This window comes from Streptomyces sp. NPDC047886 (assembly GCF_043204435.1).
Lineage (GTDB): Bacteria > Actinomycetota > Actinomycetes > Streptomycetales > Streptomycetaceae > Streptomyces.
This window is the reverse complement of the sequence record NZ_JBIDCF010000006.1, coordinates 165,299-187,389: the sequence shown is the minus strand read 5'-3', so window position 1 is coordinate 187,389 and position 22,091 is coordinate 165,299. Positions and strand designations below refer to the sequence as shown.

Genomic DNA, 22,091 nt, shown 5'->3' with positions numbered 1-22,091 from the left:
GCACAGGGGGTCCACCGGACGCACGTGCCCACCCCCGTGCAGACAAGTGCGTCCGGGCAACGCCGGGAGCGCGGACCGACTCCCGTCGGTCGTTCAGCCGTGCGGCGTTGCGTGACGAACGCTACCGGCCGGACGTGCGGCGTGGTGTCGGTCGTTCGACCCACACGTTGGGTGGAAACCGCCTTACGCGCGCGAGGGTCGGTCGACGATGATGCGGTGACGAACGGGTGGGCGGACAGGGGTCGATGGGGCCTACGGAGCAGGAGTTCACGGGGTTCATGCGGCGGCAGGTGCCCCGGTTCCGGGCGGTGGTGGTGTGCTCCTGCGCGCTGCTCGCGATGCCCGCGCTGCCGCTGGCGTCCATGTCCGCGGCGGAGACGGCCGCCGCCTCCCTGATCGTGGCCGTGGCCTTCGTCTGGGGCCTGCTGCACCTGGCCCTGGTCCGCAGGGTCGTCCGCCCCGGGGCGCTCCTGGCTGTCGACCTGGCGGTGCTGACGGGTCTGTGCCTCGGCCAGGCACTGACGGTTCCGGCCACGCAGACGTCGCACGGCAGCACCTGGATCCTGGTGGTGGTCAGCTTCGTCGCGGTCGGCTACCAGCTGACCCACCCGCCGCTCACCGGGGCCCTTGTGGCCGTCTTCCTGGCCGGTGCGGACCTCGCGGGGGTCGTCATCGACCGGCCGGACGGGTGGGCGGCCGCGCTGCCCAACGTCGGCTGGCTGCTGGTCCAGTCAGCGCTGTCGCGCGTGCTGTACGTGGTCGTGCGCCGGCGCGGCCGAACGGCGGACTGCGCGGCCGCCGAGGCGGCCGGGGCCCGGCAGGCGCTGCGGGTGGCCGAGGCGCGGCGGGCGGCGGAGCGCACGCATCTGGCCACACTGCACGACACGGCCTGTGCGACGCTGCTGATGGCGTCCGCGTCCGGGGCGGCGATCCGGCCGGACGTGGTGCGGACCCAGGCGGGGCGGGATCTGCGGCGGCTGATGGTCGAGGAGGAGCCGACCGGACAGGCCGATCTGGTGGCGGAGTTGTCGCTGGAGCTGTTGCGCCATCCGGTACGGACGGAGCTGCGCCACGAGGGCGGTGGCGGTACCGGTGACCGCGCCGCCGGTGCCGGTGGCGGCGCCGGGGACCGTGACGGTCGCGTGTCGCTGTGGCGTCCGGCGGTGGTGGCGCTGCGGGACAGCTGCGGGGAGGCGCTGCGCAATGTGGCGCGGCACGCGGGCGTGGACGAGGCGTGGGTCACGGTGGGGCGCGAGGGGGACGTGACGGTGGTGACGATCGACGACCGGGGCCGGGGCTTCGACCCGGCGTCGGTGCCCGGGCACAAGCAGGGGCTGGCGCGATCGGTCATCGGCCGGATGCGTGCGGTCGGCGGCCGCGCCGAGGTCCACTCCGGGCCGGGTCACGGTACGCGCGTACGGCTGGAGTGGCCCCGTGCGTGAACCCCTGGCCGAGCAGATCTCGGACCGGCTCCAGGGCGGTGCGCGGTTCGCGGCGCTGGGCATCCTCGCCGCCATCCATGTCGGACTGGCCCTGCCCGCGTTGCTGAGCCGGCTCTCCGGCTACCGGCGGCCCTGGCTGCAGCTGGCGGCGTTCGGCCTGCTGACCCTGGTGCTGGTGGTGCTGGCGGTGAGTACGGTGCTGGGGATGCGGCGCGTCGCCCGTCGGAGCCGGGGTCCGTCGGCGGTGTGGCCGTTCGTGGGGCTCGGGTGCACCGTCGTCGCGTCGGCCGCCGCGACCAGCGATCTGCCGGGCGCCTTCTTCCTCGGCACCTGGCACTGGTCGTTCCTGGAGGCCGGCTGGTTCGGGGTCGTGCTGCTGATGGACCGGCCCCTCGGCCTGACCTGGGCGTTCATCGGCGGTCACCTCGCCGTCACGTTCGCGCAGCTGCTGCTGAACGGGGTGCCGGGGCGGCAGGAGGCGGCGGGGATGGCGGTCAGCGCGCTGGCCGTGTGCGGGTTCCAGGTGGCGATGGCCGTCGGGGCACGGTTGCTGCGGGACTGCGCGCGGTCGGCGAGCGCGGCGCTGCGCGAACAGGAGCGCCTGCACACGGAGGCGGCGGTCGCCGAGCATCTGCACCACGACCAGCGGGACCGTTACCGGGCGCTGAACGCGACCGTGTTCCCGCTGCTCGCGGGGCTCGCCGAGGGGACGCTCGACCCGCGGGACGAGGAGGTACGGCGCCGCTGCGCGCTGGAGGCGGCGAAGCTGCGGCGGCTGTTCGCGGAGAACGACTACGCCGCCGATCCGCTCGTCCACGAGCTGCGCGCCGGGATCGACGTGGCCGAGCGCAACGGGGTCGGTGTACAGCTCGCCGTGCGGGGCGACCCCGCCGAACTGCCGCGCGGACTGCGCCGGGCGCTGATCGAACCGGTGCTGGCCGCGCTGGCCGCGGCGGACCGTACGGCGCGGGCCACCGTGGTGCGCGGCGGCGGACGCGTACGGGTCGGGGTCGTCATCGACGAGCCGACGGCGCCCATTCCGGCAGCGGCCATGGACGAGGTCCGGGTGCGGACGGTGAGCGGTGAGGGGCGGCTGTGGGTGGAGGCGGTGTGCGCCACCGCACCGGCGGGGCGCGGCGGAGAACCGGCGGGGCGGGGCGGCGGACCGGCGGGGCGCGGCGGCGGACCGGCGGGGCACGGGGCGGAACCCGAGGGGCCCGGCGGCGGGCGGACCGGGCAGGGCGGCGGGCCCGGGGGCGTGCCCGTCGGGCGCCCGGCTCAGAGCTCGTCCAGGGAGACCAGGCCGTCCTGAACGGCCCGCGCGACGAGGTTGGCCTTGGTGGTCGCGGGGCGCCCTGCGTTGGCGTACTTGACGCGGACCCGGTCCAGATAGGTGTTCACGGTCCGTACGGACAGGCCGAGGCTCTCCGCGACCATCGTCTTCGACTCCGACTGGAACCACTCCAGCAGCACGTCCACCTCGCGCGGTGAGAGCACCGGTCGGCCCCGTCGGGTGTCGCTGCCGAACGCGCCCGCGAGGGCGGGCGGCGTGTACGGGACGCCCTCGGCGGCCGCGAGCGTCGCGGCGACGAGATGGCGTTCGCCCTCCGCCTTGGTGAGGTAGGTGAACGCGCCGAGGTCGAGGCAGGTGAGCGCCGCCTCCTGGCTGTCCTTCATCGTGTAGACGATGACCTGGCGCTGCTGGGCGACGAGCCGCTTCAGCTCCGGGTACGCCGGTGTCCCCTCGGACAACTGGAGGTCGAGGACGACGACGTCCGCCGCGCTGCCCGGCCCGGTCAGCGCGGCGGACACGTCATCCCCCTTGGCCAGGACGGTGATCGGATGGTCGGAGGCGGTGTACCAGTACTCGATCCCGGCGAGGACGACCGGGTGGTCGTCCACGAGCACCACTCCGACCGGCCGGTCGCTCCGCATACCGCTTCTCCCCTCCGCGTCGGAGAACCAGGATGCACCCGGGCGGGTGACGCGCGGACCGGTTTCGGCCGTCCCGGAACCGGCAACACATGTTGCCGCCACGGGGATGTCCACCGTGCAATGGACGGCATGGACCGCTCACCCGACATCACCCGGACCCTGACCGAGGTAGGCCCCCGCCTCAAGCGCCTGCGCACGGGACGGGGCATGACCCTGGCCACGCTGTCGGAGGCCACCGGCATCTCCAGGAGCACCCTGTCCCGGCTGGAGTCCGGGCAGCGCCGCCCCAGCCTGGAGCTGCTGCTGCCGATCTCCCAGGCCCACCAGGTGCCCCTGGACGAACTCGTCGGCGCGCCGGAGGTCGGCGACCCGAGGGTCAGGCTCACACCGAAGCAGGGGCGCGGCGGCGCCACCGTGGTGCCGCTGACCCGGCAGCCCGGCCCCCTCCAGACGTACAAGATGGTGCTCCCCGCCGATCGCCGCACCCCCGACCCGTGCACGCACGAGGGGTACGAGTGGCTCTACGTCCTGTCCGGGCGCCTGCGCCTCGTCCTGGCCGATCACGACCTGGTGCTCGGCCCGGGTGAGGCGGCCGAGTTCGACACCCGGCTGCCGCACTGGTTCGGGACCAGCGGCGACGGGCCGGTGGAGGTCCTCAGCCTGTTCGGTCGCCAGGGTGAGCGGATGCACGTCCGCGCCCGGCCTCGCGCGGCCGCCACGGCCAAGCCCTGATCCGCGCGGTCGGGCGCTTGCCTTCGATGCGCCGGCGACGCGTCACTCGGGCCGGTGACCGCTCAGCCACGCGGCCCAGGTGACGCCGCCGCGCCGGCCGGCCGGGCAGATGAGGTCGCGGGCCGCCCGCCGCGCTCGGGCGGGCACCGGCAGCCGTACGACCCGGCGGGGCCGGCCGGGGCGCCGGATCCGCTGCCACTGCGCGAAGAGGTCGCCGAGCGCGAGCACCTCCGGCCCGCCGAAGTCCTCGCACCGCCCGCCGGGGCCGTCGGCGACGCGCCGGGCCACGTACGCGGCGAAGTCACCGGAGTCGACGGGCTGGGTCTCGATGTCCGCGGGCAGCGGCAGCACGGGCATCCGGGCGGCCCTGCCCAGCATGCGGTCGGTCAGCCAGTGGAACTGCGTGGCCCGCAGCACGGACCAGGGCACGTCACCGGCGGCCACCAGCTCCTCCGCCTCGTGTTTCATCCGCAGGTACGGCAGGCGCGCCCGGTCGACGCCGACGATCGACACGTACGCGAAGTGGCCGACCCCGGCCCTGGCGGCCTCCTCGAGCAGTCGGCGCGTGCCGTGGATGTCGACGTCCGGCGGGGTGCGCACGACGTCGGTCGGCAGGAGGTAGCCACGCCGGGCGGCCGGGGACCAGGTCGCCGCGTGCACCACGGTCCCTACCCCCGCCATCGCCTCCCGGATCCCGGCCCCGGAGGCCAGATCGCCGCGTGTCCACTCCACGTCGGGGTCGGCGCCCCGCGAGCGTGCGAGCACCCGCACGTGGTGCTCGGCTTTCAGCAGACCGACCAGGTCCCGCCCCAGATGCCCCGTCCCGCCCGTGACCAGCACGGTGTCCATGGCTCACCTCCGGGTCTCCCAGTAGCCACTGGTACCCCCTGGTGCGACTGTCCCACCGCGCCACCGTCCCGGCACGCCCGTCCGCCCGTCCACGCCCTGCGGGGGTGAATCCCGTCCGCGAGCCATGGGGCCGGTGACCGGGGCATTCCCAGAGAAAATGATCGAGGGCCTTCAGAAAATGATCGAGGGCCTTGTCTCACCGAAGTGATCCAAGGCCCTGACCTGGGTGAAAAACCCGACTCTCTGTCGGGACGACAGGATTTGAACCTGCGACCCCTTGACCCCCAGTCAAGTGCGCTACCAAGCTGCGCCACGTCCCGTTGCCCGTCTGACCTGGGGTTTCCCCTGGCCGAGCGCGCACGAGAACAATACCGCACTCCGGCCGGTGATCACGAACCGCTTACCGATGCCCGCGTCGGGGCGCCGGCGGGGAGCCGCCCAGGTCCGGGTGGGCGGCGAGGAGCCCGCGCGGGGCGGCCTGGCGCCAGGAGTCGATGAGGATGGCGCGAAGCTCGGCCTCGTCGTCCAGCGCGGCGAGACGGACCCGGAGCCAGGCGTAGCGGTCGTCGTGGCCCTCACGCAGGAAGTACTTCTCCGGCTCGGAGGCGATCAGCTCCTCGCGGTCCTCCTTCGGGCACTTCACGCCCAAGGTCCGGTCGTCGTCGCCCAGCGCGGCGAAGACCCTGCCGCCGGGGCCCGCCCGGAAGGTGGGCATGCCCCAGGAGAGCCTCTCCTCCGCCCCGGGCAGGGACAGCGCGATTCTGCGTACGTCGTCGGCGGTGGCCATGGGACCGACCGTACGTCCCGCCACCGGCACCGTGCCGCGGCTCGCCGGGGTCGCCGGGGTCGCGCGGGTCAGAGCCCGGCGTCCTCGCGGCGGTGGATCTGCTCGACCAGTTCCGCCGCGTGCGACTTGATGGTCTCCAGGCCGGCCCGTCCCCACGGCCGGGGTTCCGTGTCGACCACGCAGATCGTGCCGAGCGTCGTGCCCGTACGGTCGATCAGCGGAGCTCCGAGGTAGGAGCGGATTCCGATCTCGTCCACGACCGGGTTGCCGGCGAACCGCGGGTAGTCGCAGACGTCCTCCAGCACCAGCGCCTTGCGGCGGACCACGACATGGGGGCAGTAGCCGTGGTCGCGGTCCATGAAGCGGCCGACGCCACCGGACGCGGCGGCGGCAGCTCCGAGGTCGCCGCCGCCGTGCGTGCCCGCCGGGGTGTGCAGGCCGGCGAAGAACTGGCGGTTCTCGTCGATGAAGTTGACCATCGCGTACGGTGCGCCGGTCACCTCGGCGAGCTTCGCGGCGAAGGCGTCGAAGGCCGGGTCCGGGCCCTCCCCAAGGCCCAGTTGGCGCAGTCGCCGGACCCGCGCCGGGGCCTCCTGGTCGACGGGGGTGAGCAGCAGGTGTCCGGTCGGGTCGTACGTCATGACGGTGCTCCATAGCTCGGCGCCGGTGCCGGGGCCGGATCGGTGGTCAGCAGGTACTGGACGAGGGTGACCAGGGTCTGGATCCCCGAGCCGGCGGTCCTGGCGTCGCAGAGCACGACCGGGACCTCCGGCTTCAGGTCGATCGCGGCCCGTACCTCGTCGGGTTCGTAGCGGTACGAGCCGTCGAACTCGTTGACGGCGACGACGAACCGGATGCCGCGCCGTTCGAAGAAGTCCACCGCCGAGAAGGAGTCCTGGAGGCGCCGGGTGTCGGCGAGGACGACGGCTCCCAGCGCCCCTTCCGACAGTTCGTCCCACATGAACCAGAAGCGCTCCTGGCCGGGTGTGCCGAAGAGGTAGAGCACGTGCCGGTCGTCGAGGCTGATCCGGCCGAAGTCCATGGCGACCGTGGTGGTCGTCTTGGACTCCACGCCCTCGAGGCTGTCGGTGCCCACACCGGCCTGGGTGAGGAGTTCCTCCGTGGACAGCGGTTCGATCTCGCTGACCGCTCCGACGAAGGTGGTCTTGCCGACTCCGAAGCCGCCCGCGACCAGCACCTTCAGGGCCGTGGGGAAGACGTCGCGAGTCTCCTCCCGGCTTTCAGAGCCGTCGTCGTAGACCATCGAGCACTGCCTCCAGCAGGGAACGGTCGGTGGGGTTGTCGTGGTAACGGGGCGCTCGCGCGGTCACCGCCCCGCACTCCACGAGGTCGGAGAGCAGCACCTTGGTGACGACCGCGGGGAGTCGTAGGTGCGCCGCGATCTCGGCGACCGAGGTCGGCCCGTCGCACAGCCCCAGGGCGAGGCTGTGCTCAGGGCCGAGGGGTGCCGGCGGTACCGTCCCGGTGGCCATCACCAGGGAGAGCAGGTCCAGCGCCGCTGTGGGGCGGGTGCGGCCGCCGCTCACCGTGTAGGGACGGATGAGACGGCCGGCCGCGTCGTCCAGCCAGGGTCCGTCCTGTCGGGACGGCACGGTCAGCACCCCAGGGCGCCCGGGGCGACGGCCGCGGCTCGTCTGGCCGGCGTCACCAGGTACGGCCGCACGCTCTTGACCAGCATCGCCATCTCGTATCCCAGGACCGCGGCGTCGGTCTCCCGGCCCGCGATCACGGCGAGGCAGGTGCCCGACCCGGCGGTGGAGACGAACAGCAGGGTGGAGTCCAGCTCGACGACGACCTGGCGCACTTCGCCGCCGTCGCCGAACCGGGCACCGGCGCTGCGACCGAGCGAGTACAGCCCGGAGGCCAGGGCCGCCATGTGGTCGGCGCTGTCGGCGTCGAGGCCGTGCACCGATTTCACCAGTCCGTCCGACGAGAGCAGAACCGCGCTGCGGGTGTACGGGACCCGCTGGACCAGGCCGGTCAGCAGCCAGTCGAGATCCGAGGAATGGCCGGTCGGCGCATCGCTCGTCATGTGCATCTACTCCTTGTTGGCTTCGTCTTGACGCTGCGGTTCATGGGGCTGGGGTGCGAGGGGCGGCATGGACTCGGCCAGTCCGATCCCCCGCTGGAAGGCCGCCATCAGTCCGGGATCGTGCAGGACGTGCTCCTCGCGCCTGCGGCGCACGGGTTCGTCGCGCAGCTGCGGAACGAGGTGCTCCTGCGCGCGGCGCTTGGGCAGCCGGGGGCGGTTCCCCTCACCTGAAAGCCCCTCGCCCGGCAGCCCCTCACCGGGGAGCCCGTCGCTCAGGGCGCCGTCGTTCAAGGCCCCCTCGCTCGGGGCCCCGTCGCTCAGGGCCTCACCACTGGCGAAGGAGGCCGTGCCGGTGCCCGACGTGACGGCGCCCCGGGCGTGGGTGCCGGGAGCGTGCGGCGGCCGGGCCGGTATGGCGGGCGGACCGCTCGCCGCGTGGAGGGGGCGCCGGCGTACGGGCTGGGGCGGGACGACCCCGGCGGGCGCCGGGCTCGGCGTCGCGGGCGGGACACCGACGGTGGCCGTCCCCGTCCCCCGTCCCGTCCCCGCGCCCACGCTCGCCGGCTGCCCGCCGAGCCCGGAGCCGGTCGAGTCGGAGCCGAGCAGGCTCTGCGGCACGACGAGGACGGCCTGGACCCCGCCGTAGATGTTGGACTGCAGCCGTACGGCGATGCCGTGCCTGCGGGCCAGTGCGGCGACCACGTACAGGCCGATCCGGCCGTCCTGGAGCAGGTGCGCCACATTCACCTGGTCGGGGTCGGAGAGCAGGGCGTTCATCTTGGTCTGCTCGCTGACCGGCATGCCCAGGCCGCGGTCCTCCACCTCGACGGCGAGGCCCGCCGTGACGTGCTGGGCGCGCAGCAGGACCGTGGTGTGCGGTGCGGAGAACAGGGTGGCGTTCTCGACGAGTTCGGCGAGGAGGTGGATGACGTCGGCGACGGCGTGGCCGCGCAGGGTGCCGTCGATGGGCGGCACCAGCTTCACCCGGGGGTACTGCTCGACCTCGGCGATGGACGAGCGCAGCACCTCCGTCATGGAGACCGGGTGGGACCACTGCCGGCGGGAGATGGCGCCGCCGAGGACGGCGAGGTTCTCGGCATGGCGGCGGATGCGGGTGGCGAGGTGGTCGACATGGAACAGGCCCTTGAGCAGCTCCGGGTCCTCGACCTCGTTCTCGAGCTCGTCCAGGAGCTGGATCTCGCGGTGCACCAGCGACTGGAGGCGGCGGGCGAGGTTGACGAAGACCTCGACCTTCTGCTCGTTGCCGACGCTGCTGGACAGCTGGGACGCCTGGACGACGGCCGCGACGGCCGCGTCCCGGGACCGCAGCAGTTCATCGGCCAGCAGTTCGAACTCGTCGGCGCCGGGCGGAGGTGGCGGTGGCGCCCCGCGCGCGACCGGGCGCTCTCCCCCGCGGAGCCGCTCGACCACGGCACGGAGTTCGCTCTGGGCGCGGACGCTGTCGCGGCGCAGGGCGCCGCACCGGTCGAGTACGGCCCTGGCCGCGCGGTCCGCGCCGAGCACGGCGGCGGCGACGGCTGCCACCGAGAGCGCCGCCGAGCCGAGCAGCGCGGCCCACAGCGCGGGGGACGGCCGGGCGCCGGTGGAGCGGATCGTGAAGAGGACGGCGCCGGCGCCGCCCAGCACGGCGACGACGGTCGGCGGGACGGAGGCGCGCAGGAGCTGGGAGCGTATGCGGGTCTCCTGGGACGGTGCCGCGGCGCGCGACCTCCCGTCGTTCGACAGGGAACGGGCGCCTGACCGGCCGTGCCGCCCGCCCTCACGGCGGTCGGACCGCGCGGCGGGTGCGCGAAGTTGAGACATCAGCGTCCTTGGGTACGTGGGGCCCCGGGATACGGCGTTTCATACGGTGTTCAGCTCGTTGTACCGGTGGGCGCGTCATGTGTTCGATGCACCCACCGTTGATCACCGGCAACACACGGTAGTCGCCCACCGTTCCCGGGTGAGGGGCTGTTGCCGAAGTTGCCCGTCGAGCGTCCCGCTCTGGTATGAGGTCTCGCACGCAAGCCCGAAATGACATACGGGCTGCACGGGCCGAAGCGGCGAGGGCGACCCCGCCGCCGCCCCCGCCGGGACGTGGGGCGTGTCCGGCCCACAGGGCGTGCGGCAGCGCGGGGCGCACGAAGGCGCACCTTCACGCGCGCCGAGCGCGCGGGCGCGTGCCCGTAACCGTGCGCCCGCGTCTCTACCCGCGCACCGGGTCCGGGGCCGGGAGTCCGGAGTCCCGGGTCCGCAACCGGGGTCCACAATCCGGGGGTCCACAATCCGGGGGTCCACAATCCGGGGGTCCACAATCCGGGGTCCGCAGTCCGGGGTCCGCAGTCCGGGGTCCGCAGTCTGGGGGCGCGGGCGCGGGCGCGGGCCGCGGACGGTCGTGCCGTCGCACGGGTTCCGTACACGGTGCGGCCGCGTATCAGCCCGCTTCCGGCGCCACGCCCCGCCTCGCGTCCGGCGACGTACGCCGGCCGCCACCCGCAGTCGCCGCCCACCCGGCTCGACTCGCGGCCGCTCGGGACGCGTCCCGCCCCGGGCCAGGACGGGACGCCGCGGGACGGGGCAGGGGGCGCCGAGCCGACCGGCATGGCCGACCGGGACGGCTACCCGGCCACCGCGCGGCGGTCGTGCTCTTCGCTCGGAAGTCGAGCCGGCGGGCACGCGATCCCTCCGACGGCGCCCTCACGGGCCGTCACCGATCACCCGCGAGGTCGAGATCGCGCCGGGGCCCCTCGGCGGGGGCCTGCGTCGGCCGGGGCCCGCGCCACGGGTGGGCGATGTGCTGGGACACCTCACGCCACCACGGATCCGCGGGCAGCTTCCCCGCAGGCTCGAACGGCTCGCCGGGACGGGGGAACGCCGCCGTCTGGCCGGCCTCCTCGGCCGCGTCCTTCGTCCACTCCCCGGGCTCCGCCCAGGCGTGGAGAGCCAGGTTGAAGGTGGCCCAGTGAATCGGGAGCAGCACCCCGCCCGGCCGGCCTCCCTGCAGGTCGAGATGGGCCCGCACTCCCTCAGCCGGCGACATGTGGATATCGGGCCAGGCCCCGGGCAGCGGCGTGCGGTCCAGGTGGTTCTCGGGCCAGAAGTCGCTGTACGCCCCGATCTGGATCATCGTGGCGTCGAACGGCCCGTGGGCGGCGCCGATGTCCTGGAATCCGGGGAAGTAACCGGTGTCGCCGCTGTGGTAGATCCGGTGCTCGGGCCCCGTGACGACCCAGGACGCCCACAGGGTGTGCTGCTGGTTGCGCAGGCCCCGGCCGCAGAAGTGACGGGCGGGGGTCGCGGTGAGCCGCAGGTCGCCCACGTCCGTCGACTCGTTCCAGTCCAGTTCGCGCAGCCGGGACGGGGCCACGCCCCACCGCTCCAGATGGGCGCCGGCTCCGAGCGGCACGGCGAAGAGGGTGTCGGTCGTCGCGAGCGCGCGGATCGTGGGCAGGTCCAGGTGGTCGTAGTGATCGTGCGAGATGACGACGGCGTCCACCGGGCCCAGTGCCGCCAGCGGCAGCGGGACGGGGTGCAGCCGCCGGGGCCCGGCGAACGAGAAGGGCGAGCAGCGCTCGCCCCACACCGGGTCGAACAGGATCCGGCGCCCGTCGATCTCGGCGAGGACGCTGGAATGCCCCATCCAGGTGAGGCGCAGCCCCGAGGACGGTGGCCCGGCCAGGTCGGCGGCGGTCGTGGAGTGCAGGGGTATCGCGTCGGCGGGGGCGCGCCGACGGCGTGACTCCCTGTCGAAGTAGATCTTCGCGAAGTCGACCGCCGAGCCCTTCTGTCCGCGCCGGGGGCCGTCCGGGTTCCGGAACACGCCGTCCGCGAAGTTCGGCGAACGGAGGATCCGCTCCAGGCGCTCTCCCGTGGCGTCCGCGCCGAAGGCGGCGGGCCGCAGGGAGCGCAGGCGGGAACGCAGCCGGTTGCGCACCGGGCGCACAGCGTCAGCGCCGGTCACAGCACCTCCAGGGGCTCGAGTCCTTCCATTATGGGCAGGGGGTGCGACAACGCGGCCGGGGATCTTTCGCGGGGCCGGCCGCGGGCGGACGCGGCCCGGCAGAGGCGGTGGCGGACACGGCCCGGGGGCGGAGGCGGAAGCGGGCGGAGGCGGAAGGCGGGCCCGGAGGCGGAAGCGGGAGGCGCGGTCTGGGCCGTACGCGGCAGCGGCGGCCCGGGGCGACCGGCCGCGCTGGAGCGCGGAACGCCGGCGCGGGACGTCCCGGGCGGGCGGCCCGCGCCGGCGCCGTCCTCTACAACGGCATCAGGTCCGGGCGCTTGGCCGACACGTGGTCGCCGGACGACTCGCCGCGCAGGCGGCGGCCGATCCACGGGACCAGGTACTCGCGGGCCCAGTTGATGTCGTCGCGGCGCTCCTCCAGCGGGCCGCGCGGCGGGAGCGGCGGCCACGGCTGGTCGGGGTCGGCGGGGACCTCCAGGCCGAGGACCTGGCCCGCGCGGAGGGCGACCCGGGTGTGGCCCTCGGCCGACAGGTGCAGCCGGTCGCCGTCCCAGGCACGCCTGTCCTGGACGGACCTGAGCGACCACAGGTCGAGCACCGGGCAGCCGTAGCGGTCGGCGACCGCCCGTACGTGGCCGTTGTAGGTGGCGATCTTGCCGCGCAGATGCCGCAGGACGGGTACGCCGCGCGTGTCGAAGCCGGTGGTCACGACGACCGTGCCGACGACGGCGGCGAGTTCGGCGACGGCCCGTTCGAAGCGTTCGGCGACGTCGTCGGGGTCGCTGCCGGGCCGGATGATGTCGTTGCCGCCCGCGCAGAAGGTCACGAGTTCGGGGGCGAGCTCCTTGGCGCGCGGCACCTGCTCCTCGACGATCTGGTCGAGGAGCCTTCCCCGTACGGCGAGGTTGGCGTACCGGAACGACTCGGGCTCCGGGATGCGGTCGGCGAGCAGGACCGCGAGGCGGTCCGCCCAGCCGACGAACCGCCCGTCGGGGCCGGGGTCGCCCACGCCTTCGGTGAAGCTGTCGCCGATCGCCACGTACGACCCGAATGCGTCACTGTCTCTCAATGTCGAATCGTCTGCCACGGGAGCACATCTTTCCCCGGTGGATGTGACCTACGCGACCGTAAGGAGGGGTTGACGGGAGGTGATCTTTACCACCGGTCGGGATCCGGCCAGGCGGGAAGGGGGCCGTGACGCGGTTCTGCCCGGCACCTCGCAGGTGGTGCCGGGCAGAACCGTGTTCAGGAGTGCGCGCCGGAAGCGCGTCCGGGGGTGCGTCAGATGGCCACGCCGTGCTGGCGGAGGTACGCCAGCGGGTCGATGTCCGAGCCGTAGCTCGGGCTGGTGCGGATCTCGAAGTGCAGGTGCGGGCCGGTGGAGTTGCCGGTCGAGCCGGACAGGCCGATCTGCTGGCCGCCGCTCACGCTCTGACCGGCAGAGACGGACAGCGAGGAGAGGTGGGCGTACTGCGAGTAGGCGCCGTCGGCGTGCTGGATGACGACCTCGTTGCCGTACGCGCCGCTCCAGCCGGCCGAGACGACGGTTCCGGCGCCGACGGCCTTGACGGTGGAGCCGGCGGAGGCCGCGAAGTCCACGCCGGTGTGGTAACCGGAGGACCACATGGAACCGGAGGCACGGTACGGGGTGGTGACGCCGGCGGAGACCGGGGAGGTCCAGCCGGAGGCGGTGCTCTGGGCGGCCTGGGTGGAGCCGGAGTCCTGAGCCGGCGCGGGGGCCGGGGACTTGGCGGCGGACCGCGAGGAGCGGGTGTCGGCCTTCCGGGTGTCGGCGGCCTTCTTCTCGGCCTTCGGCTTGGCGGCCTTCTTCTCGGCGGCCTTGGCCTTGGCGGCCTTCTGCGGGGTCGCCTTGGCGGTGTTCTTCGCGCCGAGGGTGAGCTTGAGCCCCGGGTGGATCAGCGACGGGTCCTCGCCGATGGCCTCGCGGTTGTCCTGGTACAGCTTCTGCCAGCCGCCCTTGACGTTCTTCTTGTGGGCGATCTTGGCGAGGTAGTCGCCGGCGACCACGGTGTACGTCCGGGGCGCGGGCTTCGCGGCATCCAGCGCGGCCGGGGCGGCGGCGGGGGCGACGGTGACGGAGGCGACCGTCTGCGCGGCGGTCGGGGCGCTCTGCGGGGCGGCGTGGGCGCCGGTCGCACCGAGGAGCGGCAGCGCGATGGCGGCGCCGCCCGTGCCGGCGGCGACGAAACCGCGGGTGAGGGAGCTGGACTTGGGACGGCGGTGCTTACCCTTCGCGGGCATGGCGAATTCCTCTCCGGCGCCTGCGAGGTGAGCTGTCGGGTTCGGGCTGGAGATGCCCGGTCGCGCGGTGGCGCGACTTCACCCCGAGCCGTCCGGGAATTCCCGTCCGGCGTACTACCTGGGTCCCCCGCTCCTGCCACACGTGGGTGGGTGCGAATTCCGGGCGGCGGCAGGATTCGGCGTTCCGTCCGGATTGACCGTGACCGTAAACGAGTCAGGACGACGGGAACAAGCGGATGGTTTCAGCCGCCCTTTCCCGTCGATGAATTCGGCTCGGAATTCCGGTCACCCTCCGTCGATTACGGATCATGAATTCCCGCCGTGGGCATGGGATTTCGGCGGGGCGGCCCACCACGGACCGTCACGTTTATGACGCTGCTCACGTGGTCGGACCCATCTCCCTTGCTACCGGGGCACGTTATGCCTTATACGCCAATTCGGACAGAAGGCCCATGAGGCGACGAGATCACATGAACGCGAGCAAGTGGAATCAACGGCTCGGAGTCGGACCACGGCCGCCTCCCGATCGCCGTACGACCCCATGGGCAAATCATGGTGAATAAGGACAGACCGCCGCATCGGGCGTCGCTGTCGACTCGGGGGCCGGTGCGGCGCCCGCTGCGGTCGTCGCGCCCGCCCGAACCGGTGCAACATGGGACAATTGCCTACATGACGGATGTCGAACTCGTCAGCGGCGATACACCGCCATCACCCGGGCCACGGATGTACGAGCCGCACGGAGATGATTGCCCCAGGAACCGATGTCGTATCGTCAGATCCGCGACATCGTCGGCGGCCGTCGCCGACGGCAGACACGGAGGAGCCCCCGTGACGCAGCAGCTCCCGCACGTCCCGTCGTCGACCGAGCCCGAGCTGAGCGGGGTGCGGAACTTCCGCGATGTGGGAGGGCTGCCGACCATGGACGGGCGCCGGGTGCGCCATGGCCGGCTCTACCGCAGCGGGCACCTCGCGCACGCCACCGACGGCGACACCGTGTTCCTGTCCTCGCTGGGGCTCCACACCGTCTTCGACTTCCGCAACGCCGCCGACCAGAAGCTGGAGGGTCCGGACGTCGAGCTGCCCGGCGTACGGAACGTGAACATCCCGCTCACCGACCCGGCCGACGGCGCCGAGTTCTGGACGATGGTGCGCGACGGGGACATCCACCAGCTGCGCGATCTGCTGGCCGACGGCAAGGCGGCGGCGAGAATGACCGACGCGTACCGCGCCATCATCACCACCCGTACCGCCGAGCACAGCCAGGTGCTCCACGCGCTCGCGGAGGACAGCGTCCCCGCGCTGATGCACTGCGCCGCCGGCAAGGACCGGGCCGGCCTGTCCATAGCGGTGGCCCTGCTCGCGGTGGGCGTGGAGCGCGACGCCATCGAGGAGGACTACCTCAAGTCCAACGACCCGCACCGCCGGTACAAGGTGCGGCGCGGCGCCAACGCCCCCGGCGGCATGTCCCCCGAGGTGATGGAGCTGCTGAGCCCCCTGTTCGACGCACGGGCCGAGTACCTCGCCACGGCCTTCACCGCGATCGAGGAGACCTGGGGCACGACCGAGCGCTACCTCACCGACGGCCTGCGCCTGACGCCGGCCACCCGGGAGCGGCTGCGCGACCGTCTCCTCGACGGCGACTGATCGCCCCGGCGCCTGCCGGGCGCGCCTCGCGCACCCGCCCGGAGCGAGCCGCCTCGCCCGGCTGCGGGGCGCCGCCTCACCGGTTCTGGCCGCCGAGCAGGAACAGCAGGTAGAGGAAGGCCGCGAAGAGGTGGCCCGCCACCAGATAGGCGAAGAGCCGGATGATCAGCCCACGGGGGAATCTCCGCTCCTCGTGGGTGGGCGGCAGGGCAGCCGGGTTCTCGGACATGACGCACCTCTCGGGCAGGTCGCCCTCCCGCTGACCGGGGGGCGGGGAAGGGGGAGCGGATCAGCGCCGGTGGGTACCGCCGCCGAGGCACAGGTCGGCTGCCGCGCTCCGCAGCAGGGTGTGGACGAACAGCAGCTCGGCGCCGCCCCGTCCGGCGGCCCTGATGCGGTGCGGGGTCAGCGAGTCGAACTGGGCGCTGTCGCCCGGGTCGAGCACATGCACGGCGTCCCCCAGCGCCAGCCGCACCCTGCCGTGCAGGACGTACAGCCACTCCTCCCCCGGGTGGACGCGGACGGTGTCGTCCCGGCCGTCGGCGGGCGGGGCGGGCAGCTGGACGCGGAGCGCCTGCATGGCGCGGCCGGCCCCGCCCGCCTGGTGGTACGTCCAGCCGTCCGCGACGACCGGCTCGGCGCGCCCCGCGCGAACGATCGGATCACGTTCGGGGGCGGCCTCGCCCAGCAGCTCGGAGACCGTCGTACCGTAGACACGAGCGAGGCCGAGCAGCATCGGCAGGGAAGGCTGGCGACGGCCGGTCTCCAGCCGGGACAGATGCGCCGGGGACAGTCCGGCGCGCTGCGCGGCCGCCTCCAGCGTGAGGCCTCGGCGGCGGCGCAGGCCGCGCAGCCGCGGTGCGACCTCGGGCAGCGCCTCGGCCCCCTCGCCCTGGGGAGTGCTCATGCGTCCATTGGGCCAGGAATTCTCCTGTGGGGCAATTTTCTTGCCCCACAGGCAAAAACCGGCGCTCTGCCCGCCGGCCTCAGCGGTTGGCGACCGCCTGCTTGACGAGGTTCTTGCCGAACTCCCAGATCAGCCCGCCACCGCTGTGGGCGTCGTCCATCACCTCGGTGAACGCGGCCACGAACCGGTTCACCTCGCGCTCCCCGATGGTGAGCGGCGGGATGAGCTTGATCACTTCGAGGTGGTCGCCGGAGACCTGGGTGAGGATGCGGTGCCGTTGCAGCAGCGGCACGACCACCATCTGCGCGAAGAGTCCCTTACGGGCGGCCTGGAGCATGGTCCAGCGGCCACGCAGCCCCAGCGACGACGGCCGGCCGAACTCGATGCCGATCATCAGGCCGCGCCCGCGCACGTCGTGCAGCAGCTCGTAGCGGTCCACGAGCGCAGCCAGCCGTGACTTCAGCAGCTCCCCGGTACGGCGGGCGTTGGCCACGATCTCCTCGTCGTCCATCACCGCCAGCACCGCGAGACCGGCCGCCATGGCCTGGGCGTTGGCGCCGAAGCTGGCCGAGTGCACCAGGACCCGGTCCATGGACGAATAGACCTTCTTGAAGATCCAGTCCTTGCCGAGGGTGGCGCCGACCGGCACGTAGCCGCCGGAGAGCGCCTTGGCGACGCACACCAGGTCGGGTTCCACGCCGTCCTCGTGCTGGTAGGCGTAGAAGTCGCCGGTCCTGCCGAGGCCGGTCTGCACCTCGTCGGCGATCAGCAGCGCCCTGTGCCGGTGCAGCACCTCCTGGGCGGCCCGGAGGAAGCCGGGCGGCGCGCTGTGGACACCCTTGCCCTGGATGGGTTCCACCACGAACGCGGCGACGTCGCCCCGCTTGAGTTCGCGCTCCAGGGCGTCCAGGTCGCCGAGCTCGATCGCGGTGTCGGGCAGGAGCGGGCCGAACCCGTCCCGGAAACCCTTCTCGCCGTTGACCGACAGCGAGCCGGCGGTCAGCCCGTGGAAGGCGTGCGCGCAGTGCACGACCCTGGGTCTGCCGGTCGCGCAGCGGGCGAACTTCAGTGCTGTCTCCACGGCTTCGGTGCCGCTGTTGGAGAAGAACACCCGGTCCAGGTGCGGCGAGTGGGCGAGCAGCCTCTCGGCGAGCAGGCCGGGCAGCGGCGGGCAGTCGAACCGGGTGAGGTCGGCCAGGGAGGCGTCGAGGGCGTCGTGCACCGCCTTGCGGACGACGGGATGGTGCCTGCCGAGCCCCATGACGCCGAACCCGGCGAGCATGTCGAGGTAGTCGTTGCCCTCGGTGTCCCAGAAGTAGGCTCCCTCGGCCCGTTCGTAGACCTTGTCGAAGCCGATGGCGCGCAGCATGCGGGGCAGCTGGGGGTTGAGGTGCCTGGCGTGCAGTTCGTAGCGCTCCGCAGAGCGTTCAGCGAGCAGTCGCGCCAGGTCGAACTCCTTCAGAGGGCCCGTGCCCGGTCCCGCGTCAGGCTTGGCGTCGACGGCGGTGGCCGCTGCCGGCGCCGGGGCCCCGGCCGCGCGCGGCGCCACGCCCCCCGTCACCTCCGGCGCCACGTCCGGTACCACGCTCGGTTGCACGTGCTGTTCCACGTGCCGTTCCACTGCCCTCGCCCCGCGCGGTCCCCTCGCCCGGCGGTCGTCAGTCACGGGTGCCCGAGACGGTCTCGCGGGCGGCGCGCAGCGACTCGCGCAGCGACCCCATGGTGGCCAGGACGGCGGTGGGTTCGTAGCCGCAGTGGGCCATGCAGTTGGCGCAGCGCGGGTCCTTGCCGCGGCCGTACCTGCTCCAGTCGGTGTCCTCGATGAGCTCGCGGTACGTGGAGACGTATCCGTCGCTCATCAGGTAGCAGGGCCGCTGCCAGCCGAAGAGGGAGTAGTTGGGAATCGCCCACGCCGTGCAGGCGAAGTCGGCCTTGCCTTCGAGGAAGTCGAGGAAGAGCGGCGAATGGTTGAGCCTCCAGCGCCGCCTGTTGCCGCCCGCGAACGCCTTCCTGAACAGTTCGCGTGTCTGCTCAACGCCGAGGAAGTGCTCCTGGTCGGGCGCCTTCTCGTACGCGTACGCGGGCGAGATCATCATCTCGTCCACCTTCAGTTCGTCATTGAGGAAGTTGAGCACCTCGATGACCGTCTGCGGGGTGTCGGTGTTGAAGAAGGTGGAATTGGTGGTGACCCGGAATCCGCGCCGCTGGGCCTCCTTGATGGCCTCCACCGCCTCGTCGAACACCCCTTCCTTGGCCACCGACTCGTCGTGCCGTTCCCGCAGGCCGTCGATGTGCACGGCGAACGCGAAGTACGGCGAAGGGGTGAAGTCCTCGATCCTCTTGCGCAGCAGCAGGGCGTTCGTGCAGAGGAAGACGTACTTCTTCTTCGCCACCAACTGGCGGACGATCTCGTCGATCCTCGGGTGCATCAGGGGCTCGCCGCCGGCGATGGACACCATGGGCGCCCCGGACTCCAGCACCGCTCCGACCGCCTGGGCGACCGGCATGCGCTGCTTCAGCACTCCGGCGGGGTGCTGGATCTTGCCGCAGCCCTCGCACTTGAGGTTGCACGCGTAGAGGGGTTCCAGCTCGACGATGAGGGGGAACTTGTCGCGCTTGCGGAGCTTCTGTTCGAGCAGATAGGTCCCGACCCGGAGGGTCTGGCGAAGCGGCATGGCCATCTGGCTCACCTCCTGGGGAGCAGCAAGGAACGGTGCCATTCGAAGAATGCGGGAAGGACGGCACGAAGAACACGGAAAGCCGATATTCCACCGCGTACCGTGCCGATGCGGACCAGTTCGTGCTCCGGGGCGTCCACGACCACTCGTACGGCGGCAACCGGGCGCGGTCCCCGGCCCAGCGCGGTGCGCAGGGTCGCGGCGGACTCCATGTCGACGGCGAGGGCGCCGGTGGCGCGCAGCGCGGCGCGCTCCTGTCCGCGGACGACGTGGTCGGAGCCGGTCAGCGGGCCGGTGTGGACGGTACGGCCCGGTACGGCGCGGGCGACGGCGTCGACCAGCAGCTCCGTACCGGTGCAGACGGTGACCCCGTCGGCGCCGCGCGTCTCGTCGGCGACGACCAGGTCGCCGGGGTGCATGCCGGGGGCCAGCCCGGCGCAGAAGCCGGAGGCGACGACCGCGGCGCCGCGCAGCGGACCGGTCAGGGCGGCGGTCACGGCGCGGCGCGCGTTGACGGGACCCATGCCGGTGCGGACGACCGTCACGGGGCCGAGCGCGCCGCCGCGCAGTGCGAACCGCTCGATGCCGAGCGCGCAGGCGATCACCAGGGGCGGGACCGGCGGGGCGGCGGGGCCGGCGCCGGGGGTGGGCCGGGAGGGTTCCGGTTCTGCCGGCATCAGCCCTCCTCGCGGCGGCCGACGGCGGGTTCGCCGTGCAGGTATCTGCCCAGCGCGGTCAGCGGGAAGACCTGCCGGTACAGGTGGTAGTTGATGGAGAAGTCCCAGGGGAAGCCGGTTCCCGTGAAGTACGGCTCGTCCCAGGAACCGTCGGCGCGCTGTGTCCCGGCGAGCCATGTCACGCCCCGCCGGACCGCGTCGGATTCCCGCTCGCCGGCCGCGAGGAGCGCGATCAGCGCCCACGCGGTCTGCGACGCGGTGGAGGCGCCCCGGCCGATCCACCGGTCCTCTCGGTACGAGCGCAGGTCCTCGCCCCAGCCGCCGTCCTCGTTCTGCACGGACTCCAGCCAGGCGACGGCCCGCCGGATCGCCGGGTGCCCGGTGGGCAGGCCGGCCGCGACGAGCGCCGGCACCACCGAGCCGGTGCCGTACACGTAGTTGACGCCCCACCGTCCGAACCAGGCGCCGGACGCCTCCTGTTCGGCGAGCAGCCACGCGATGCCCCTGCGGGTACGGGGGTGGGCGGCCTTGCCCTCGTAGGCGAGCATCTCCACCACGTGGGCGGTGACGTCGGCGGACGGCGGGTCGATGACCTCGCCGAAGTCGCAGAACGGCAGCCGGTTGGGGAACGGGCTCGTGTTGTCGGCGTCGAAGGCGGCCCAGGCGCCGTCGCGGGACTGCATGCCGAGGGTCCAGCGGCCGCCTCGCGCGACGGCGGCGTCGACCCGCGCCGGGTCGGGATGCCGGACACGGCGCAGCGCCAGGATGACCTCGGCGGTGTCGTCGATGTCGGGGTAGTTGTCGTTGTGGAACTCGAACGCCCAGCCGCCGGGCGGGAGGGAGGGCTTGCGTACGGCCCAGTCGCCGGGGCGGACGATCTCCTCGCCGAGCATCCAGTCGGCGGCCTTGACGAGGGCGGGGTGGTCGGGGCGCAGTCCGGCGTCGGCGAGCGCGATGGTGGCCAGGCAGGTGTCCCAGACGGGTGACTGGCACGCCTCGATCATGCGGGCTCCGTCGTCGCGCCACACGGCGAACCGGTCGAGGGACTCCAGGCCGGCGCGGAGCACGGGGTGCTCCAGGTCGTAGCCGAGGAGGTGCAGCGCGATGATCGAGTACACGGCCGGCGGCTGGATGCCGCCCCAGCAGCCGTCGTTCTCCTGCCGTTCGACGATCCAGCGGGCCGCGGTGTTCATCGCGGCGCGGCGCAGTCGGCGGGGCGCCACCTTGCGGTAGGCGTGCAGGGCCTTGTCGAGGCGCTGGAACAGCCCTTCCCAGCCGGTCGCCGGCGCGAGCGGCCGGGGCGGGTTGGGGCACGCGGGGTCGGTGTGCAGCTCGTCCAGGGCGAAGGGGGCCGGGCGGACCGGGCGTTTCGCGGAGACGACGGTGAGGGGCACGATGGTCTGCCGGGCCCAGCAGCCGAAGTCGTAGATGTTCAGGGGGAACCAGGGCGGCAGGTAGATCAGTTCGGGCGGCAGCTCGGGCAGGTCGTCCCACTTCCACCAGCCGAACAGGGCCAGCCAGATACGGGTGAAGACGCGGGCGGCGGCGATGCCGCCCCTGGACCTGATCCAGGCCGACGCGCGGGCCATGTGCGGCGCGTCGGGCGTGTCCCCGGCGAGGCGGAGCGCGACGTACGCCTCGATGGTGGCGGAGAGCTCGCCGGGCCCGCCGTGAAAGGTGGCCCAGGTGCCGTCGTCGCGCTGGGCGCCCCGGATGTGGAGGGCGGCGGCCCGCGTGGTGTGCTCGTCGCGGATGCCGAGGAACTGGCGCAGCAGCAGGTCCTCGGCGTCCATGGTGACGTTGGTCTCCAGGTCGCCCTTCCACCAGCCCTCGGCGTCCTGGCGGGCGAGGAGGTACGCGGTGGAGCGCTCCGCGGCGCGGGCGGCCGCGGAGCGCACCTGGTCCGCGGTGATGGTGCTTTCGGTCGTTTCGCTGGCCGCTTCGGCCCGGGGCGCGCGGGCCCCGGTGCTTCCGTCGGTCGTCGCTGTCATGGCTTCCCCTCTGTTGCAGTCGGTGTCCTGCTCCTGTGGGTCTGCCGTCGGGGGGGGGGGCCGGGGGGGCCCCCCCCCCCGGGCCCCCCCCCCCGGGGGGGGGGGGTGGGGGGGTGTGGGGGGGTCGAGACAGCCCACGGGCCCGGGCGCGCGGCCCCCCCCCCCCCCCCCCC

Annotated in this window: 21 protein-coding genes, 1 tRNA gene and 1 riboswitch; of the genes, 4 read left to right on the top strand and 18 right to left on the bottom strand. The window is 73.2% G+C overall.

The window, feature by feature from the left end; genetic code table 11:
* Nucleotides 1–245 precede the first annotated feature (245 nt).
* Nucleotides 246–1,442, top strand: a complete 1,197-nt coding sequence (locus tag ACGF5U_RS21345; RefSeq protein ID WP_392711511.1) for a sensor histidine kinase — start codon at nucleotides 246–248, stop codon at nucleotides 1,440–1,442.
* Nucleotides 1,435–2,754, top strand: a complete 1,320-nt coding sequence (locus tag ACGF5U_RS21340; RefSeq protein ID WP_392711510.1) for a hypothetical protein — start codon at nucleotides 1,435–1,437, stop codon at nucleotides 2,752–2,754. The genes ACGF5U_RS21345 and ACGF5U_RS21340 overlap by 8 nt, the downstream gene beginning before the upstream one ends.
* Here the strand turns inward: ACGF5U_RS21340 and ACGF5U_RS21335 are convergent.
* Nucleotides 2,721–3,377: a response regulator gene (locus ACGF5U_RS21335; protein ID WP_392711508.1), complete on the bottom strand. Its 657-nt coding sequence runs from the start codon at nucleotides 3,375–3,377 to the stop codon at nucleotides 2,721–2,723. The genes ACGF5U_RS21340 and ACGF5U_RS21335 overlap by 34 nt on opposite strands.
* 129 nt (nucleotides 3,378–3,506) lie before the next feature.
* On the opposite strand from ACGF5U_RS21335, the gene ACGF5U_RS21330 reads away from it, so the two are divergent.
* Nucleotides 3,507–4,109 carry a helix-turn-helix domain-containing protein gene (locus ACGF5U_RS21330; protein WP_392711507.1) on the top strand — a complete coding sequence of 201 codons (603 nt, stop codon included), beginning with the start codon at nucleotides 3,507–3,509 and terminating at the stop codon, nucleotides 4,107–4,109.
* Nucleotides 4,110–4,151: 42 nt separating this feature from the next.
* On the opposite strand, the gene ACGF5U_RS21325 is transcribed toward ACGF5U_RS21330, so the two are convergent.
* The 11 genes from ACGF5U_RS21325 to ACGF5U_RS21275 form a co-directional block, all read right to left on the bottom strand.
* Nucleotides 4,152–4,958 (bottom strand): SDR family oxidoreductase, encoded by an 807-nt coding sequence (locus tag ACGF5U_RS21325; protein WP_392711505.1) that lies wholly within the window; start codon nucleotides 4,956–4,958, stop codon nucleotides 4,152–4,154.
* A gap of 246 nt (nucleotides 4,959–5,204) precedes the next feature.
* Nucleotides 5,205–5,278: transfer RNA gene (locus ACGF5U_RS21320), tRNA-Pro, on the bottom strand.
* Nucleotides 5,279–5,358: 80 nt separating this feature from the next.
* Nucleotides 5,359–5,745, bottom strand: coding sequence for an MmcQ/YjbR family DNA-binding protein (locus tag ACGF5U_RS21315; protein WP_392711503.1), 387 nt, complete (start codon nucleotides 5,743–5,745; stop codon nucleotides 5,359–5,361).
* 68 nt (nucleotides 5,746–5,813) lie between these two features.
* A complete protein-coding gene (locus tag ACGF5U_RS21310) occupies nucleotides 5,814–6,386 on the bottom strand; it encodes a GAF domain-containing protein (protein WP_392711502.1) in 573 nt (190 codons plus the stop codon).
* Nucleotides 6,383–7,009, bottom strand: a complete 627-nt coding sequence (locus ACGF5U_RS21305; RefSeq protein WP_392711500.1) for an ATP/GTP-binding protein — start codon at nucleotides 7,007–7,009, stop codon at nucleotides 6,383–6,385. Before ACGF5U_RS21305 ends, ACGF5U_RS21310 begins: the two co-directional genes overlap by 4 nt.
* Nucleotides 6,987–7,358: a DUF742 domain-containing protein gene (locus ACGF5U_RS21300; protein WP_392711499.1), complete on the bottom strand. Its 372-nt coding sequence runs from the start codon at nucleotides 7,356–7,358 to the stop codon at nucleotides 6,987–6,989. Before ACGF5U_RS21300 ends, ACGF5U_RS21305 begins: the two co-directional genes overlap by 23 nt.
* A 2-nt stretch (nucleotides 7,359–7,360) precedes the next feature.
* Nucleotides 7,361–7,798: a roadblock/LC7 domain-containing protein gene (locus tag ACGF5U_RS21295; RefSeq protein ID WP_392711498.1), complete on the bottom strand. Its 438-nt coding sequence runs from the start codon at nucleotides 7,796–7,798 to the stop codon at nucleotides 7,361–7,363.
* Between the two features lie 6 nt (nucleotides 7,799–7,804).
* A complete protein-coding gene (locus tag ACGF5U_RS21290; RefSeq protein ID WP_392711497.1) occupies nucleotides 7,805–9,622 on the bottom strand; it encodes a sensor histidine kinase in 1,818 nt (605 codons plus the stop codon).
* Nucleotides 9,623–10,505: 883 nt separating this feature from the next.
* Nucleotides 10,506–11,759 (bottom strand): MBL fold metallo-hydrolase, encoded by a 1,254-nt coding sequence (locus tag ACGF5U_RS21285; RefSeq protein WP_392711496.1) that lies wholly within the window; start codon nucleotides 11,757–11,759, stop codon nucleotides 10,506–10,508.
* A gap of 292 nt (nucleotides 11,760–12,051) precedes the next feature.
* Nucleotides 12,052–12,846 (bottom strand): SGNH/GDSL hydrolase family protein, encoded by a 795-nt coding sequence (locus tag ACGF5U_RS21280; protein ID WP_392711495.1) that lies wholly within the window; start codon nucleotides 12,844–12,846, stop codon nucleotides 12,052–12,054.
* 194 nt (nucleotides 12,847–13,040) lie between these two features.
* Nucleotides 13,041–14,021 (bottom strand): peptidoglycan DD-metalloendopeptidase family protein, encoded by a 981-nt coding sequence (locus tag ACGF5U_RS21275; RefSeq protein WP_392711494.1) that lies wholly within the window; start codon nucleotides 14,019–14,021, stop codon nucleotides 13,041–13,043.
* Between the two features lie 4 nt (nucleotides 14,022–14,025).
* Nucleotides 14,026–14,180, bottom strand: a riboswitch (cyclic di-AMP (ydaO/yuaA leader).
* 669 nt (nucleotides 14,181–14,849) lie between these two features.
* On the opposite strand from ACGF5U_RS21275, the gene ACGF5U_RS21270 reads away from it, so the two are divergent.
* The gene (locus ACGF5U_RS21270; protein WP_392711493.1) at nucleotides 14,850–15,665 is read left to right on the top strand and encodes a tyrosine-protein phosphatase; all 816 of its coding nucleotides are present in this window, start codon (nucleotides 14,850–14,852) and stop codon (nucleotides 15,663–15,665) included.
* 76 nt (nucleotides 15,666–15,741) lie between these two features.
* Here the strand turns inward: ACGF5U_RS21270 and ACGF5U_RS21265 are convergent, their stop codons facing one another.
* The 6 genes from ACGF5U_RS21265 to shc form a co-directional block, all read right to left on the bottom strand.
* Complete coding sequence (locus ACGF5U_RS21265; protein WP_392711492.1) at nucleotides 15,742–15,894, bottom strand: DUF6126 family protein; 153 nt, start codon at nucleotides 15,892–15,894, stop codon at nucleotides 15,742–15,744.
* A 60-nt stretch (nucleotides 15,895–15,954) separates the two neighbouring features.
* Entirely contained in the window at nucleotides 15,955–16,572 is a 618-nt protein-coding gene (locus ACGF5U_RS21260; RefSeq protein ID WP_392711491.1) for a helix-turn-helix domain-containing protein, read from the bottom strand.
* A 79-nt stretch (nucleotides 16,573–16,651) separates the two neighbouring features.
* Nucleotides 16,652–18,034, bottom strand: a complete 1,383-nt coding sequence (locus ACGF5U_RS21255; RefSeq protein WP_392711910.1) for an aspartate aminotransferase family protein — start codon at nucleotides 18,032–18,034, stop codon at nucleotides 16,652–16,654.
* A 196-nt stretch (nucleotides 18,035–18,230) separates the two neighbouring features.
* Complete coding sequence (gene hpnH, locus ACGF5U_RS21250) at nucleotides 18,231–19,253, bottom strand: adenosyl-hopene transferase HpnH (RefSeq protein ID WP_392711490.1); 1,023 nt, start codon at nucleotides 19,251–19,253, stop codon at nucleotides 18,231–18,233.
* 5 nt (nucleotides 19,254–19,258) lie between these two features.
* Nucleotides 19,259–19,927: a 1-hydroxy-2-methyl-2-butenyl 4-diphosphate reductase gene (locus tag ACGF5U_RS21245; RefSeq protein ID WP_392711489.1), complete on the bottom strand. Its 669-nt coding sequence runs from the start codon at nucleotides 19,925–19,927 to the stop codon at nucleotides 19,259–19,261.
* Nucleotides 19,927–21,918, bottom strand: coding sequence for a squalene--hopene cyclase (shc, locus tag ACGF5U_RS21240; protein WP_392711488.1), 1,992 nt, complete (start codon nucleotides 21,916–21,918; stop codon nucleotides 19,927–19,929). The genes ACGF5U_RS21245 and shc overlap by 1 nt, the downstream gene beginning before the upstream one ends.
* Nucleotides 21,919–22,091: the final 173 nt, after the last annotated feature.